This is a genomic window from Sinorhizobium fredii (genome assembly GCF_002944405.1).
Classification (GTDB): Bacteria; Pseudomonadota; Alphaproteobacteria; order Rhizobiales; family Rhizobiaceae; genus Sinorhizobium; species Sinorhizobium fredii_C.
The window spans coordinates 3,810,289-3,826,318 of the sequence record NZ_CP024307.1 but is presented as its reverse complement, the minus strand read 5'-3'; the positions used below and the strand labels follow the sequence as shown (position 1 = coordinate 3,826,318).

Below are 16,030 nucleotides of genomic sequence, written 5' to 3'. Positions count from 1 at the left end.
ACAAATACAAGTGACGCCATGACTTTCGCCTTGCTGCCAATGCTCCGCCGCCTGGCCCTGACCATGGGCCTGCTCGGTGCCATCAGCGGCACGGCGGCGGCCGACGACGGCAAGGCGTTCAAGGGTGTGGTCGAGCTTTTCACCAGCCAGGGCTGTTCGTCCTGTCCGCCCGCCGACGCCGCCTTGAAGGCGCTTATCGACGAGGGCGAGGTCGTGGCACTCGCCTATCACGTCGATTACTGGAACTATCTCGGCTGGGCCGACACGCTTGCCACCAAGGAAAACACCGAGCGGCAGTATGCCTATGCCCGCATGCTCGGCCGCAGTGGCGTCTACACGCCACAGGTGGTTCTGAACGGCCGCGATCACGTGAACGGCTCCGACCTCCAGGCGGTCAAGTCCCGGCTGGCGACGATGAGCGCCGGCGGCGGCGGGCTCGCCGTGGCGGTCGATGCCACGATCGGCGGCGAGGAAATCTCCATCAAGGTCGGCGCCGGTGAGGGCAAGGCGAATGTCGTCGTCGTCTATTTCGACCGGGCCCGGGAGGTCAAAGTCGAAAGAGGCGAGAACAAGGGCAAAGAAATCGCCTATTGGCACGCGGTCAAGGATATCCAGACCATCGGCATGTGGGACGGCAAGCCCGCCCAGTTCACGCTCCCCGCCTCGGTGCTGATCGAGGGGCGCGGCAATAGCGGCTGCGCCATCCTGCTGCAATCGATGAAGGATGCGGAAACGCCGGGCCCGATCATCGGCGCCGCAACCCTTCTCGCCGGCCCGCAAGGCAAGCTGTAGCGACGCGAAGGGCTCCGGTCAGGAGTTTGCCCCTTGTCTGCTCGTGTAGGGACGTAAGCGGGTGCGGCATCGTCCCTTCGCCCCGCTTGCGGGAAGAAGGTGGCGGCAGCCGGATGAGGGGCAGATGCGAGCGCACGCGCCGAATTCGAGGCGGAGGGATGGTTCGGCCCGGCAGCATCGAGGGGCTGGGGCTGAGGGTTCGAAGTTACCGGACCGAACCGGTCATGTCTGCGTTTGGAAACCTCCCGCAGCATGACAACCTGTCCGGACATACGGTGGCAACGACTCGTCCGGCAGCGGTCGGAGTTTTGCGGTGAATTGGGGCGGCGATTTGACTGAATTGCGGCAAGGGCAAGAATTGCCCGCCTTGCCAACAGCTTCCGGCTTGCTTTTCGTCTTTCGTCAGGCACACTGTCATGGTCCTGTCACATCAGAAGGCCGAATTGCCGATGACCGATCAATCGGATTTGCCGGAGGGCGAAGCGCGTCACCAGGGCCAGACCACATCGAATGTGGTCGTCGATTTTCACGAATACAAGCAAGCCAAAAACCCCCCGCCAGTCACCTTCCACCGCCGTGAGCTGGACCTCGTTCTGAGACTCTACGGCCGCATGGTCGGTGAGGGCGAATGGCGCGACTACGCGATCGACCATTTGAAGGACCGTGCCGTGTTCTCGGTGTTCAAGCGCGCCGGGGAAGTCCCGCTCTACCGCATCGAGAAGAACCCCAAACTCGCCGCCAAACAGGGTGCCTACAGCGTGCTGAACGCTCAAGGCACGATCCTGAAGCGCGGCCACGAGCTGGCACAGGTCCTCAAAGTCTTCGACAAGGTGCTGAAGCTCGTCGAGACATAACGCAGCGTCTCCATTTGGAATTGCCCCTCATCCGCCTCCCGGCACCTTCTCCCCGCAAGCGGGGCGAAGGACTATGCCGCGCCGGCTCCAGTCCCTCTACCCGCGTACGGGGAGAGGGTTAGTCCTCGGGTTTAACCCGAGGAGAGGGGCAATCAGCTCCGGTAAAGCGTATCCGGATAGGCGCCCTCGGCGGGCAGGGTGTCCATTCCCTCGCCGAGAGGAAGCTGCATGATCGCGGTATCCAGCCAGCGCCCATGCTTGAAGCCGGTTGCCTTCATCGTTCCCTGATGCTCGAAGCCGACGGCGCGATGAACGGCGATCGAGGAGGGATGGGCGCCGCCGATCACCGCCGCCATCTGGCGAAAACCGAGCGCGGTGCACCGCTTGACGAGCTCCTCGAGCAGCGCCCTGCCGATGCCTTGGCCGCGCGATTCCGGCGCCAGATAGATCGAATCCTCCACCAGGAACCGATAGGCGGTCCGGGTGCGGAAGGCCGACGCATAGGCGTAGCCGAGCACGCTGCCCTGCTCGTCCGCGGCGACGATATAGGGATAGCCGCTGCCGGTGATCGTCGAAAAGCGCAGCGCCATCTCCGCCTCGGAGGGCGGCGTCACCTCGTAGGTCGCGACACCGTTTAGGACCGACTCGCGGTAGATCTCGGTGATGGCGGGAAGATCGGCGGCGACGGCGTCGCGAAGCGTGAAGGTCATGGGCGATTTTTCGTTGTTGTGACTGCTGCAGCATTCGCATGAAGCGGCCGGACCGATCAAGATTCGGCGCAACAAAAAAGGCGGCCGAAGCCGCCTTCTTCGTCAATCCAGTCCCGACTACTCGTTCTTGTTGCCCAGGAACTGCAGCAGGAACATGAACAGGTTGATGAAGTCGAGGTAGAGCGTCAGCGCGCCCATGATAGCCTTGCGGCCGGCAACCGCGACGTCATCGGCCTCGAAGTACATTTCCTTGATCTTCTGCGTGTCGTAGGCGGTCAGGCCGGCGAAGACCAGAACACCGATCACGGAGATCGCGAAGCCGAGGGCCGACGAAGCAAGGAAGATGTTGACGATCGACGCGATGATCAGGCCGAACAGGCCCATGATCAGGAATGTGCCGAAGCCCGACAGATCCTTTTTCGTCGTGTAGCCGTAGAGCGACAGGGCGCCAAACGAGGCGGCCGTCACGAAGAACGTCTGCACGATGCTCTGGCCGGTGAAGACCAGGAAGATCGAGGACAACGAAAGGCCCATCAGCGCCGCGTAGATCCAGAACGTCGTCTGGGCGGCGGAAACGCTCATAGAGTTGATGCGGAAGCTCATGAAGAAGACCAGCGCAAGCGGTGCCAGCATCACGACCCACTTCAGCGGCGAGGCGTAGATGAGCTGGGCGAATGCCGGATTGGAGACGGCAAGCGCATAGGTCCCGTAAGCTGCCACGCCGGTGATCGCCAGCCCCAGGGCCATCAGGTTGTAGACCTTCAGCATGTAAGCGCGAAGGCCTTCATCGATCACGGCACCCGCCTGAGCGCCGGCGGGCGACATTCGGGTTTGGTAGTTTCTCAGATCAGCCATTGTTTCCTCTTTAAGCCCCGGTTGGAATTACGGTGTCGGGCGGCGGGTGTCTGTGCCAGCTCACGCCCAGGCGCCGCTGCGGGGCTCCAGCATGCCTGTGGATAAATATGATGGTGAAAGCCGCGCCGCACAAGACCCGGCCGGGCCTGAATCGAGCAAAGCCGGGCTTCTGGGCGATCAAACACGGGTGATTAACGGTTAATCGCCACCGCTACAGTTCGCGTAGGACCGGCGCGGCCTTCTGCCCGAGGATGCGCCAGGTCCCGGCAAGGCCGATGCCGACCGTCACGACGAGGGCAACGGCGATCGTAGCGAAGGCCACGTCCGGCAGGAAATTCGACGGCAGCGTCATGATGCGGCTGACGACGAACCAGGCCGCAACTCCGCCTGCCAGGAGCGCGAAGACGGCGGTGGCCACGCCGAGAATAAAATATTCGTAGCTGAAGGCGCGGATCAAGGTTCCCCGGGTGGCGCCGAGGGTCTTCAGCACCACCGCGTCGTGGATGCGTGCCCGGTTTCCGGCGGCAAGCGCGCCGGCGAGCACCAGCACGGATGCGATCAACGCCACGGCGGCCGCGGCGCGGATTGCCGTCGCAAGCTGCCCGAGCAGCGTGTTGACGATGTCGAGCGCGTCCTTGACGCGAACGCTGGTGATCGTGGGATAGGTGTTGGTGACGGATTTCAACACCGCCGCTTCTTCCGCCGCCGTGGCATCCGGGTCGATGATCGTCGCCAGCCAGGCATGCGGCGCGCCGGCAAAGGTGTTGGGCGAGAAGACCATGACGAAATTGATCGACAGCGATTCCCACTCGACATTGCGGAAATTGGCGATCCGGGCGGTGACGTTGCGGCCGAGCACGTTGACCGTGACCGTGTCGCCGAGCTTCAGGCCAAGCTCGCCGGCCTCTTCGGCCGAGAAGGAGACGAGCGGCTCGCCGCTGTAATCCGCGGGCCACCATGCGCCCGCGGTGAGCGTCGAATTCTCCGGCTTGTTCTTCGCGTAGGTGATGCCGCGGTCGCCGCGCAAGACCCATTGTCCGCCGGGCGGCACGGTGCGGCTGTTCACGTCCTGGCTGTTGAGGGCGACGATGCGGCCGCGCAGCATCGGCACCTCGACGATCTTGCCCTTCGGCATCGCCCTGCCGAGCAGCGACCGGAAGCCGTCTATCTCATGACCCTGAATGTCGACGAAGAAGAAATTCGGCGCGCGCTCCGACATGCTGCCGGTCAGCTCGCGCCGCAGATTGCCGTCGATGAGTGCGAGCGTGACCAGAAGCGCGAGGCCCAGCCCGAGCGACAGGACCACCGACGGCGTCAGTGCGCCGGGCCGGTGTATATTGCCGATTGCCAGCCGCAGGGCCGGCGAGTGGACGCGCGGGCTGCGCCGCGCCAGCCAGCCGATGAGGAAGGCAACGGCCCGCAGGACGACGAAGGCAAAGGCGATCGCGCCGAGAAAGATCAGCGAGATGTAGCGGTCATAGGCGGTCCAGACGGCAAGGCCTGCGAGCGCCGCCAGGCAGACGAGCGCGCCCGCGAGATAGGGCCAGGCGGGAAAGCCGCTCGGCTCGAAACCCTGCTGGCGGAAGAGGGCGGTGGCCGGCACCCGGCGCGCCCGGCCGAGTGGCAGGACCGCAAAGGCAAGCGCCGTCAGCAAGCCGAAGAGCGCCGCAAGGCCAAGCGCCGAGGGATAGAGCTCGAAGGATGTCGACACCGGCAATACGTCGGCGAGGAACTGCGCCGCCACGAATGGGATCAAGGCACCGAGCGCGAGGCCGATGGCAATTCCGATCGAGGCGATCATCAGGATCTGTGCGAGGTAGACCGTCGCCACCAGCGAGGCCGGCGCGCCGAGGCATTTGAAGGTGGCGATGACGCCGCGCTTGCCGTCGAGATAGGAGCGCACCGCATTGCCGACCCCGACCCCGCCGACGATCAGCGCTGTCAGCCCGACGAGCGTCAGGAACTGCGAGAAGCGGGTGATGTTGGCGTTGAGCGACGGGGCGGCATTGCTGCTGGTGCGGATCGACCAGCCGGCTGCGGGAAAACGCGCCTGCGCTTCCGTCCGGATCGAGGCGACACGTGACGGATCGGCGAGCCTGATCTTGTAAGCGTGCTCGACGAGGCTGCCGGTCTGCACCAGGCCGGAAACAGCGAGCGCCTCGGCCGACACCATCAGCCGCGGCGCGAAGCCGAATCCGTCGGACAGTGCGTCCGGCTCGCGAATGATCGTGGCATTGACGCGGATCCGTGCATTGCCGAGAAGGATCTCGGCGCCCGAGGCGATGCCGAGCCGCTCGAGGAGCAGCGGCGCGGCAACCGCACCGTAGACATCGCCATCCTTCGCAAGGAGTTCGGCAAGCGGCCCTGCCGGCTCGCTTTCAAGCGCGCCATAGAGCGGATAGGCGGCGTCGACGGCCTTCAACTCCACGAGCGCCTGGTTCGACCCGTCCGGAAGGCGCGCCATCGAGCGCAAGCCGGCGGATGCCGAAACGTCGCCGAAGCCCTCGAGAAAGGCGCGCTCCTCGGGCGTCGCGAGGCGGTTGTTGAGCTCGAAGCGGATATCGCCGGCAAGGATCTCCTGGCCCCGCGAGGCGATCGTCGCGCTGATCGACTGCGACAGCGAGTTGACCCCGGCGATCGCCGCCGTGCCGAGCGCGATGCAGGCAAGAAAGATATAGAAGCCCTTGAGACCGCCGCGCATCTCCCGGAGCGCCAGACGAAGGGCGAGGAACGGGCGAAGGCGGCGGATGACCGTGGCTGCGCTCATGCGGATGCGGCCTCCGGGCGGGCCGGTTCGGCGAGCGGCGCGGCCTCGGCCCCGGAGACGATCTCGCCCGAACGGACCCGCACCTGCCGGGAGCAGCGCCCGGCGAGGGCCGCGTCATGGGTGACGAGAATGAGGGTCATGCCGCGCTCGCGTTGCTCGGCAAAGAGCAGGTCGGCGATCTGCCGGCCCGTCTCGGCATCGAGATTGCCGGTCGGCTCGTCGGCGATCAGCAGTTTCGGCGACGGCGCCAGCGCCCTGGCGATCGCCACGCGCTGCTGCTCGCCGCCGGAAAGCTGTCCCGGATAATGCGTCAGCCGTTCGCCGAGCCCGACGGCGACTAGCTCTCGGCGGGCGATGCCGAAGGCGTCGCGGACATTGGCGAGTTCCAGCGGCACCGCGACGTTTTCGAGCGCCGTCATATTGGGGATCAGATGAAAGGACTGGAAAACGATGCCGATATTGCGGCCGCGGAAATCGGCGATCTCGTCCTCGCTCATCCGGTGCAGGGCCGTGCCGTCAATGACGATCTCGCCGCGATCGAGGCGCTCGAGGCCGGCCATGACCATCAGGAGTGTCGATTTTCCCGAGCCGGACGGCCCGACGATGCCGACGGATTCGCCGGCATTGATGGTCAGGCTCATGCCCTTCAGCACGTGCACCGAGGCTGCCGCCTCGCCGAGGGTCAGGTCCGCATTTTTCAGTTCGATGATGGTTTTTGCCACGCGGAACGACCCTATATGAAAGAAGAATGGATTGACGAAAAGATTGCCCGCCGATTTAGGAACGGAAGCATGCGATTGAAAGATTTTCTCCCGTTTTTCTTGAGCCTTGCAATGACAATCGCGTTATCGGCGGCAGCCCGGGCCGAAAGCCTCAGCCTCGTCGGCTTCGGCGACAGCCTGATGGCCGGCTACCAGCTTCCGCCGGAGGATGCTTTCCCCGCCCGGCTTGAAAAGGCGCTCAAGGACAAGGGCTTCGATGTCACGATCGCGAATGCGGGCGTCTCCGGCGACACGACTTCGGGCGGTCTCGCCCGCATAGATTGGTCGGTGCCTGACGGAACGAAGGGCGTGATCCTCGAACTCGGCGCCAATGACGCGCTGCGCGGCGTCTCGCCCGAGGAAACCCGCAAAAACCTCGAGGCTATGATTGACCGGCTCCAGGAGCGCGGCATTGCGGTGCTGCTCGTCGGCATGATGGCGCCGCCGAACATGGGTGGCGACTACGGCGCGCGCTTCAATTTGATTTATTCCGACCTCGCTAGGGAACACAAACTCGCCTTCTACCCTTTCTTCCTCGACGGAGTCGTAACCAAAGCAGGACTGCAACTCGACGACGGCATGCATCCGAACAGCGATGGCATTGCCGTAATGGTGGAGCGTTTTCTTCCAACGGCCGAGCAATTCGTCAGATCACTGCACAAAGGAGAATAACGAACATCCACAATTAAGCAGATGTTAATTTCTCAACTCGCCAAATAACAGTTGCGTGCAGAGTCGATGCGTGATTCGCTGAGACATCTGCAAGAGATTCGGGGAGCTCGCCATGCCGAGACTATTCACCGCCCTCGAAATTCCGCACAATGCAGCAATGAGTCTTTCGTTGCTGCGCGGAGGTCTTCCCGGAGCTCGATGGATCGATGTGGAGAATTACCACATCACCCTGCGTTTCATCGGCGATGTCGATTGGCGCACCGCCAATGAAATCATCGACGGCCTCGACCGCATCGAACGGCCGGAATTTCAGTTGCAATTGACCGGCATCGGTGCCTTTGGCTCGAAGAAGCCGCACTCGGTCTGGGCCGGCGTCAGCAACAATCCGGACATGTATGCGCTGCAGGCGGAAATCGAACGCATCTGCCAGCGTCTCGGCCTGCCGCCGGACCCGCGCAAGTTCACGCCGCACGTGACGCTGGCGCGACTACGCGCTTCACGTGTCGACGACGTCGTCGAGTATCTGTCAGGGCGCGGCAATTTCATGACCGCGCCCTTTATCGTTCCGCGCTTCGTCCTCCTATCCTCGCGCGACTCGGTCGGCGGCGGGCCCTATCTGACGGAAGAGGTGTTCCCGCTTCACGAAGGGCGCGTGAGCTTCGCAAGCAGCGAGGAGCAGCCGGCCTCCAGCATCTGGTAGAGCGCCTCGAAGGCATCCGCCGTTTCGGAATAGGGATCCGGAACGTCGTCGTTCCGGCCCGCGGCAACGTTCATGAACAGATGCACCTTGTGGAATGTCTCGGGCGAGGCGAGCCTCCGCAGCTCGGCGACATTGCGGCGGTCCATGCCGAGGATCAGGTCGAAGGCGGCAAGATCGGCCGCGTCGATCTGCCTGCCGCGCAGACCGGAAATGTCGATGCCGTGGGCTCTGGCGACTGCGATCGAGCGGCGGTCGGGAGGATGGCCGATATGCCAGGCACCCATGCCGGCTGAATCGACCGAGACCACATCGCCATAGCCGTTTCGGCACGCAAGCTGACGCATGATGCCCTCTGCCAATGGCGATCGGCAGATATTGCCGAGACAAACGAAGAGAATTCTGACGGGTTTCATGGTATCCATGGAGCATTCCACCGCACGTCCACGCGGCATGGTTAGCCTGAAAAGGGCAGGGAGAAAACCGCATGAGGCCCGAAAAGCTCGATGCCGAGACTATCGCCGAGCATCTCCACAGGATGGAAGGCTGGGTTCTCGCCGAGGACGGAGCCTCGATCTGGAAGGCGTTTCGCTTCCGCAATTTCGCCGAAGCCTTCAGCTTCATGACGCAATGCGCTCTCGCGGCGGAGAAGCTCAACCACCACCCGGAATGGTTCAATGTCTACAACAAGGTCGATGTCACGCTTTCGACGCATGATGCCAGCGGCCTGACGGAGCTCGACTTCAAGTTGGCGGCGAAGATGGACCAGGCGGCTGCCGGGCGGATGCCGGATCATCTGAAGTAAGGCCATCTAAATACGGCCATTTGAAATGGCGCCTGCCATGCCCATATCTGGCTGGTGACAAGCGGAACGGACGCGATGGACGACGTGAAGATTGGTGAAATTCTCCTTCCAGGCGAGGAATCCGAACAGGAGCGCCGCGAGCGCAAGGTGCGCCGCCGCTTCTGGCCGACCTTCCGCCGGGCGGTTCGCCAGATTCCCTTCAGCCGCGATCTCGTCGCCGCCTATTATTGCGCGGTGGACCCGCAGACGCCGACGCGCACCCGAGGGATACTCCTCGCGGCACTGGCCTATTTCGTCCTGCCGCTCGATTTCGTGCCCGACGTGCTCGCCGCCGTCGGCTTCTCCGACGACGTCGCCGTATTGACTGCCGCCTTTGCGGCGATCAGCGGCCAAATCAAGGAGACACATTATCACAAGGCCGACGAGACGTTCGGCGAGCGACTCGACGACTAGCGGCGCCACCCCGTTGCCGAGGTCGCCGCATTGCCGCCCGCGACGACAAACTCTTGCCCGATTCTTTGTGACATAGATTCCGTAAACGTGACGGCTGTGGGCGTGAGGCAGCAGAACGGCGCGTCCGACGAGATTTGAGACAGGAAGATCACCGGCCACGGCCCGCCAGTACCGATGTCCGACCGGACCGGCAAATCCGCACAGGGACGAACCGCACGCCCGCAATGGTCCAAGGCCGCGGGCGCACTGTTCCTGTGGGGCAAAACGGGACGATTGCGGCGATCGTTGACGGTTTGGTAACCTGAATTAAGTCAAAATAAATTCAAATCGTGACTATGCGTCGCCCGTGTAAGCCTGGTTCGGGCAACCGCAAGCTAGGAAATCGGCAGGAACTCATGTTTGCAAGAAAGATCGCAACTGCAATCGTACTCGTAATGGCGGCAGCCGGCGTGGCTTCCGCGCAATCGCCGACGCGAATCCAGCAGTTCAACGCCTGGGGCGCGTACTCCTATCAGTCGGGCGGCGGCAAGGTCTGCTATGTCCTGTCGGTTCCAAAGGAAAAGAGCCCTGCCGGCGTCGACCACGGAGACATCTTCTTCCTCGTCTCGCAGCGCCCGGGGCAGAACATCAGCTACGAGCCGCAGGTGATGATGGGCTATCAGCTACAGGACAATTCGAAGGTCAACGTGGTCATCGACGGACGCACCTTCATCATGTTCACCAAGGGCAACTCTGCCTGGGTCGAGAATGCCGCGGAAGAGCCGGCGCTGGTCGCGGCGATGAAATCGGGCAAGGACATGTCGGTCAACGCCAAGTCGCGCAAGGGCACGGCAACCTCCTACTCCTATTCGCTCTCCGGCATCTCCGCCGCCTTGAAGCAGATCGAGGCCTGCAAGTAGGCCGGACCCTGCGTTCCCGACTCAGAGGCCGGCTGCTCAGCCGGCCTTTTTGCTTTCGGCTGAAGCGCTCATGGTGACTCGCCGCAAAAAGAATGCTAAAGCGCCCGCAATCCAGAGCCCTGCGCCCCGTGTGAGCGCGCCCGAAGGCTCGCCATACTTCAGTTCGAGCATCGGAAGATGATCCGGAGACGCATATCCGGACAGCCCCCGCTCCATGACAGGACCACGAGCATGCCAGCCACCGAGATCTTGAACAGGCCGGATATCGTTAAGGCGCCGCAGGTGCGCGTCGCGCCGCAAACGGAAAAGCCGTCGCTGATCGGCCTCTTGCGCGAGGACATGGCCAAGCTCTTGGTCGAGAAAGGCGTGCCGGAGCGGCAGGTGAAGATGCGCGTCAGCCAGCTGTGGCATTGGCTCTATGTGCGCGGCGTCTCGGACTTCGACCAGATGTCGAATGTCTCCAAGGACATGCGCGAAATGCTCAAGCAGCATTTCACCGTTGCCCGGCCCGAAATCGTCGAAGAGCAGGTTTCGGGCGACGGCACGCGCAAATGGCTGTTGCGCTTTCCGCCGCGCGGCGCCGGACGGCCGGTGGAAATCGAGACCGTCTATATTCCCGAGGAAGGCCGCGGCACGCTCTGCATTTCGAGCCAAGTCGGCTGTACGCTCACCTGTTCCTTCTGCCACACCGGCACGCAGAAGCTGGTGCGTAATCTGACGGCCGAGGAAATCCTCTCGCAGCTTCTGCTCGCCCGCGACAGGCTCGGCGACTTTCCGGAGCGCGACACGCCGCAGGGCGCGATCGTGCCGGCCGAGGGCCGCAAGATCACCAATATCGTGATGATGGGCATGGGCGAGCCGCTCTATAATTTCGAGAACGTCAAGACGGCACTGCTGATCGCCTCGGACGGCGACGGCCTGTCGCTCTCGAAGCGGCGCATCACGCTGTCGACCTCCGGGATCGTTCCGGAAATCTATCGCACCGGCGAGGAGATCGGCGTCATGCTGGCAATCTCGCTGCACGCCGTCAAAGACGAACTGCGCGACATGCTCGTGCCGATCAACAAGAAATATCCGCTGAAGGAGCTGATGGAGGCCTGCCGCGCCTATCCGGGCCTGTCCAATGCGCGCCGCATCACCTTCGAATATGTAATGCTGAAGGACGTCAACGACAGCCTGGAGGACGCCAAGGAACTGGTGAAGCTCCTGAAGGGCATCCCGGCGAAGATCAATCTGATCCCCTTCAATCCCTGGCCGGGCACCAACTACCAGTGTTCGGACTGGGAGCAGATCGAAGCCTTCGCCGACTTCATCAACCAGGCCGGCTACGCCTCGCCGATCCGCACCCCGCGCGGCCGCGACATCCTCGCCGCCTGCGGCCAGCTCAAGTCGGAATCGGAGCGCATGCGCAAGGTCGACCGACTCGCCTTCGAGGCGATGATGATCGCCAACCACGGCGAGGATTGAGGGGCAAGAGCCCTCGGGATGGACGTCACCGCGCCTGCGTCAGAAAAATCTTCACGGCAAACACCGAAAACACCCCGGCAAAGCTGTAGTCGAGCGCTCGCATCGCCCGCCTGTTGCGCTGCAGCCAGGCCGCCAGCCAGTCGGCGGCTAGCACCACCAGCGCGTTGACCGGCATGCCGATAGCGATGAAGAAGAAACCGAGGAACAGGAGCTTGCCGGTCACCGCCGGGTCGTCGGCGCTGACGAATTGCGGCAGGAAGGTCATGAAGAAGATCACGACCTTGGGGTTCAGGATGTTGACGGAGAAGCCGGTCGAAATGTTCGAAAGCGCCGTACCCTTCGCCTCCGCCACCTTCGTTACCGACAGGCTGGAGCCGTAGCGGATCGCCTGGATCGCGAGCCACAGGAGGTAGGCGGCACCGCCGGTCTTCAACACCAGGAAGGCGGTCGGCGAGGCGGTGATCAGCGCCGAGATGCCGAAGGCGACGAGCAGCGTGTGGACGACGATGCCGAGCCCGGTGCCGACCACGACGAAGAGCGCGGCCTTCTTGCCCTGCGCCAGTGCCCGGCTGATCGACAGCGTCATGTCGGGTCCGGGCGTTGCCGCCAGCAGCAGGCTCGCGCCGGCAAAGGTAAGGAGGGTCGGCAGGCTTGGCAGGAAGTCCATGGCTATTCCTCAGGCGCAGGTCTTTGCTGATACCGAAGCTTACATCCTTTCGCCAGCAGATTCGTCCGAATGCCGCTTGTTCCGCTTGTATCGCTTCGAGTTCTGGCTAAAGTGCCGCAGATTTTGCACGGCGGCATTCCGCCCTCGAATAGCACGGACAGACATCATGGCATCGCACAAAGACGTGAAGAAGGTCGTACTCGCCTATTCCGGCGGTCTCGACACCTCGATCATCCTCAAATGGCTGCAGACCGAACTCGGCGCCGAAGTGGTGACCTTCACCGCCGATCTCGGCCAAGGTGAGGAGCTTGAGCCGGCGCGCAAGAAGGCGGAGATGCTCGGCATCAAGGAGATCTATATCGAGGACGTGCGCGAGGAGTTCGTGCGTGACTTCGTCTTTCCAATGTTCCGCGCCAATGCGGTCTACGAAGGCGTCTATCTGCTCGGCACCTCGATCGCCCGGCCGCTGATCTCCAAGCACCTGATCGACATCGCCAGGAAGACCGGTGCCGACGCCATCGCCCATGGCGCGACCGGCAAGGGCAACGACCAGGTCCGCTTCGAGCTATCGGCCTATGCGCTGAATCCCGATATCAAGATCATCGCTCCCTGGCGCGACTGGTCGTTCAAGAGCCGCACCGAGCTGCTCGAATTCGCCGAAAAGCACCAGATCCCGGTCGCCAAGGACAAGAAGGGCGAGGCGCCCTTCTCCGTCGACGCCAACCTGCTGCATTCCTCATCGGAAGGCAAGGTGCTGGAAGACCCGGCTCAGGAAGCGCCGGAATATGTGCACATGCGCACGATCTCGCCGGAGGCTGCTCCGGACCAGGCGACCATCATCAAGATCGGCTTCGAGCGCGGCGACGCCGTTTCGATCGACGGCGTGCGCCTGTCGCCGGCGACGCTGCTTGCCAAGCTCAACGACTACGGCCGCGACAACGGAATCGGCCGCCTCGACCTCGTCGAGAACCGTTTCGTCGGCATGAAGTCGCGCGGGGTCTATGAGACCCCCGGCGGCACGATCCTGCTCGCCGCCCACCGGGCGATCGAGAGCATCACCCTCGACCGTGGCGCAGCGCATCTGAAGGACGAGCTGATGCCGCGCTATGCCGAGCTCATCTATTACGGCTTCTGGTTCTCGCCGGAGCGCGAGATGCTCCAGGCGGCCATCGACAAGAGCCAGGAGCATGTCGAAGGCGAAGTGACGCTGAAGCTCTACAAAGGCAATGTCATGGTCACCGGCCGCGAGAGCGCGAAGTCGCTCTATTCCGACAAGCTGGTCACCTTCGAGGACGACCAGGGCGCCTACGACCAGAAGGACGCTGCCGGCTTCATCAAACTGAACGCCCTGCGCCTGCGCACGCTCGCTGCCCGCAACCGCTGAGGCCGGAATTCCTCGAGACAGAGCTGCGGCGGAGCAATCCGCCGCAGTTTTTTCGTGCCGGGCGGTTTGAAGGCAAAGCCGGTTTCAAGGGGAGCATCTACGGCCGGCTCCCTTCCGCCTGCCCCTCATCTGCCTGCCGGCATCTTCTCCCCGCGCACGCCGCGCACGGGGACGAGGCATGCCCGGCAGCAGAGGGGCATCCACCCCGAGCGCAGCTCATTCATCTCGTCGTGGTGTCGTGGATGGAAAACCGTCACACGTCCCTGCAACTGTCTCTATTCCGCCGCTTCGCTCAACGGCGCTTCGGCTGGTGCCGGCGCGGCGAGCGGCCTCAGCCGAACCGCCTTGCGATACCAGATATAGCTCGCGATGGAGATCAGGCCGAAGCCGGGGATGATCGTCCCGAGCGCCAGGGCGGGCGCGCCGACGAGGGCGGCAAGCGCGCCGCCGAGAAGGCCGGAGCCCATCTGGATGAAGCCCATCAACGCCGACGCCGTGCCTGCGATATGCGGGAAGGGCGCCATCGCCGCGGTCATCATATAGGGCATGATGAAGGCGATGCCGAAGGCGTAGATGCCGATCGGAGTCATGACCGAGAGGAAGGTCGGCTCCATTGCTTGCATTGTAAAGGCAAGGATGAGGCTCGATGCGCCGATGAAAGAGAGGCCGACGGGCACCAGCGCCTGCGGCGTGAAGCGTCGCATCAGGAGCCGCACCGTCACCGTGCCGGAAAAGAACAGACCCGATTGCATCAGCATGCCGACGCCGAACTCGGTGGGCGTCAGCCCGACCTCGCTGATCAGCACGAAGGGCAGCATCGTCGCCCAGGCGTAGAGCGCGCCGACGGCGCCGGCGATCACCAGCGTCGTCGATAAGAAGCGGCTGTCGGCCAGCAGTTCGCGATAGGCGGCAAGGATCGGCCGCAGATGCCCCTTGCTGCGGTCGGGCGCCACCGTCTCGGCCATGAAGAAATGCACGGTCAGGCAGGCCATCAGTGCGAAGCCGACCATCAGCAGGAAGATCGACTGCCAGCCGAAAAGACCAAGCGCAATGCCGCCGAGCGTCGGCGAGACGGCCGGCCCGAGCGCCAGCATCATGCCGATCATGTTCATGATGCGGGCGGCGCTCGTGCCGGTGAACTGGTCGCGGACGATGGCGCGGGCGACCGTCATGCCGACCGAGGCGCCGATCCCCTGCACCAGCCGCCCGGCGAGCAGCACGGCGATCGACGGCGCAAAGGCGGCCATCAGACTGCCGGCGAGATAGATGGCCATAAAAATCAGCGTCGCCGGCCGGCGGCCGATAACGTCGGAAAGCGTGCCCGAGACGAGCTGGGCGAAGGCGAAGCCACCAAAATAGAGCGACAGCGTCATCTTGATCGCCGCCTCGCTGGAGGCGAAGGCGCGGACGAGTTCCGGCATGGCCGGCGTATAGAGCGCCATGGAAACCGGGCCGAGCGCCACCAGGAAGGCGCCGATGATGCTCGTGCGCCGTTCGCTCATCCTGAGCGTCATTGCGTCTTCTCCTTGCCGGCAAGACACGGATCCAGGCGGCGAAGATTGTCGCGGAGGATTTGGAGGCTGCCGCGCAGCTGCTCGCGGCCCTCGTCGCCGAGGCTCTCGGTATAGGCGTTCATCATTCCCCTGAGCCCGCTCATCAGCTCGGAAAGCAGCGGGTCGGCCTTTTCGGTGATGACGACATTCTTGGCGCGCCGGTCGGCCGGATCAGGCACCCGCGCCACCAGTTCCAGTGCCTCGAGGCGATCGAGATAGGCCGAGAGCGTCATCGGCTCGATCCCCATGCGCGTGGCGATCTCCGCCTGCTTGATGCCCTCGGTCACGGCGACCTGGATCAGCGTGCGCGCTTCCCCGGGGGTGATGCCGAGCGCCATCGCATTGACCTTGCGGTCGAAGGCGCCGCGCAGCAGCCGCGAGACATCGGTGAGCAGCAATCCGATCGTGTCGGATTCGAGTTTCCTGGGCATCCGGTTCGATCACGTAGAAATATAATAAGGTTTCCTTATCATGTCTCGGCCGCGCGTACAATCGACGCGCCGGGCATCCCAGAAAATCTGCGATCGGGGATGACAAGCAGTCTCGTTTGGTGTATGTGCCGCCCCGGTTCGGGTTCTTGCCCGTCGACCACCAAGAAAGAATGGCGAATCCGCTCCTGTCCTTAAAGAGGGCAAGGCCTGAAGGAAATCCGACAGGCCGGCCGAGAGCGCTCTGGCTGTTTCAGAAGAAAGCA

General features: G+C 63.4%; 17 protein-coding genes. 9 read left to right on the top strand and 8 right to left on the bottom strand.

Annotated features, from left to right (window positions below; genetic code table 11):
- Window positions 1–18 precede the first annotated feature (18 nt).
- Entirely contained in the window at window positions 19–792 is a 774-nt protein-coding gene (locus NXT3_RS18805; RefSeq protein WP_083853988.1) for a DUF1223 domain-containing protein, read from the top strand.
- A 449-nt stretch (window positions 793–1,241) separates the two neighbouring features.
- Entirely contained in the window at window positions 1,242–1,646 is a 405-nt protein-coding gene (locus NXT3_RS18795; protein ID WP_037418194.1) for a DUF2794 domain-containing protein, read from the top strand.
- 152 nt (window positions 1,647–1,798) lie between these two features.
- Here the strand turns inward: NXT3_RS18795 and NXT3_RS18790 are convergent, their stop codons facing one another.
- The 4 genes from NXT3_RS18790 to NXT3_RS18775 all read right to left on the bottom strand — a co-directional run bounded on the left by NXT3_RS18790 (window position 1,799) and on the right by NXT3_RS18775 (window position 6,700).
- Window positions 1,799–2,356: a GNAT family N-acetyltransferase gene (locus tag NXT3_RS18790; protein ID WP_104839849.1), complete on the bottom strand. Its 558-nt coding sequence runs from the start codon at window positions 2,354–2,356 to the stop codon at window positions 1,799–1,801.
- 117 nt (window positions 2,357–2,473) lie between these two features.
- On the bottom strand, window positions 2,474–3,211 hold the full coding sequence (locus NXT3_RS18785) for a Bax inhibitor-1/YccA family protein (RefSeq protein WP_037390358.1): 738 nt from the start codon (window positions 3,209–3,211) through the stop codon (window positions 2,474–2,476).
- 211 nt (window positions 3,212–3,422) lie between these two features.
- Window positions 3,423–5,978 (bottom strand): ABC transporter permease, encoded by a 2,556-nt coding sequence (locus NXT3_RS18780; RefSeq protein ID WP_104839848.1) that lies wholly within the window; start codon window positions 5,976–5,978, stop codon window positions 3,423–3,425.
- Complete coding sequence (locus NXT3_RS18775) at window positions 5,975–6,700, bottom strand: ABC transporter ATP-binding protein (protein WP_037418060.1); 726 nt, start codon at window positions 6,698–6,700, stop codon at window positions 5,975–5,977. The genes NXT3_RS18780 and NXT3_RS18775 overlap by 4 nt, the downstream gene beginning before the upstream one ends.
- Window positions 6,701–6,769: 69 nt before the next feature.
- Here NXT3_RS18775 and NXT3_RS18770 point away from each other — a divergent pair, with 69 nt between their 5' ends.
- Complete coding sequence (locus NXT3_RS18770; RefSeq protein WP_097539590.1) at window positions 6,770–7,411, top strand: arylesterase; 642 nt, start codon at window positions 6,770–6,772, stop codon at window positions 7,409–7,411.
- A 112-nt stretch (window positions 7,412–7,523) separates the two neighbouring features.
- The gene (gene thpR / locus NXT3_RS18765) at window positions 7,524–8,111 is read left to right on the top strand and encodes an RNA 2',3'-cyclic phosphodiesterase (protein ID WP_097526109.1); all 588 of its coding nucleotides are present in this window, start codon (window positions 7,524–7,526) and stop codon (window positions 8,109–8,111) included.
- Here thpR and NXT3_RS18760 read toward each other — a convergent pair.
- Window positions 8,051–8,524 (bottom strand): low molecular weight protein-tyrosine-phosphatase, encoded by a 474-nt coding sequence (locus NXT3_RS18760; protein WP_176536623.1) that lies wholly within the window; start codon window positions 8,522–8,524, stop codon window positions 8,051–8,053. The two genes, thpR and NXT3_RS18760, sit on opposite strands and share 61 nt — an antisense overlap.
- Window positions 8,525–8,595: 71 nt before the next feature.
- Between NXT3_RS18760 and NXT3_RS18755 the strand changes: the two genes are divergently transcribed.
- From NXT3_RS18755 to rlmN, 4 genes are all read left to right on the top strand, one after another.
- Entirely contained in the window at window positions 8,596–8,913 is a 318-nt protein-coding gene (locus NXT3_RS18755) for a 4a-hydroxytetrahydrobiopterin dehydratase (RefSeq protein ID WP_104839847.1), read from the top strand.
- A 75-nt stretch (window positions 8,914–8,988) separates the two neighbouring features.
- Window positions 8,989–9,366: a YkvA family protein gene (locus NXT3_RS18750; protein WP_037418049.1), complete on the top strand. Its 378-nt coding sequence runs from the start codon at window positions 8,989–8,991 to the stop codon at window positions 9,364–9,366.
- A gap of 395 nt (window positions 9,367–9,761) precedes the next feature.
- Window positions 9,762–10,265, top strand: a complete 504-nt coding sequence (locus NXT3_RS18745) for an invasion associated locus B family protein (protein ID WP_037418046.1) — start codon at window positions 9,762–9,764, stop codon at window positions 10,263–10,265.
- A gap of 231 nt (window positions 10,266–10,496) precedes the next feature.
- Window positions 10,497–11,732 carry a dual-specificity RNA methyltransferase RlmN gene (gene rlmN, locus NXT3_RS18740; protein WP_097539586.1) on the top strand — a complete coding sequence of 412 codons (1,236 nt, stop codon included), beginning with the start codon at window positions 10,497–10,499 and terminating at the stop codon, window positions 11,730–11,732.
- A gap of 25 nt (window positions 11,733–11,757) precedes the next feature.
- Here rlmN and NXT3_RS18735 read toward each other — a convergent pair whose 3' ends face one another.
- The gene (locus NXT3_RS18735; RefSeq protein WP_097526114.1) at window positions 11,758–12,399 is read right to left on the bottom strand and encodes a LysE family translocator; all 642 of its coding nucleotides are present in this window, start codon (window positions 12,397–12,399) and stop codon (window positions 11,758–11,760) included.
- A 166-nt stretch (window positions 12,400–12,565) separates the two neighbouring features.
- On the opposite strand from NXT3_RS18735, the gene NXT3_RS18730 reads away from it, so the two are divergent.
- Window positions 12,566–13,783 carry an argininosuccinate synthase gene (locus NXT3_RS18730; RefSeq protein WP_097526115.1) on the top strand — a complete coding sequence of 406 codons (1,218 nt, stop codon included), beginning with the start codon at window positions 12,566–12,568 and terminating at the stop codon, window positions 13,781–13,783.
- Window positions 13,784–14,058: 275 nt separating this feature from the next.
- On the opposite strand, the gene NXT3_RS18725 is transcribed toward NXT3_RS18730, so the two are convergent.
- Both NXT3_RS18725 and NXT3_RS18720 read right to left on the bottom strand, forming a co-directional pair.
- Complete coding sequence (locus NXT3_RS18725; protein ID WP_104839846.1) at window positions 14,059–15,297, bottom strand: multidrug effflux MFS transporter; 1,239 nt, start codon at window positions 15,295–15,297, stop codon at window positions 14,059–14,061.
- Window positions 15,294–15,767, bottom strand: coding sequence for a MarR family winged helix-turn-helix transcriptional regulator (locus NXT3_RS18720; protein WP_104839845.1), 474 nt, complete (start codon window positions 15,765–15,767; stop codon window positions 15,294–15,296). The genes NXT3_RS18725 and NXT3_RS18720 overlap by 4 nt, the downstream gene beginning before the upstream one ends.
- Window positions 15,768–16,030 lie beyond the last annotated feature (263 nt).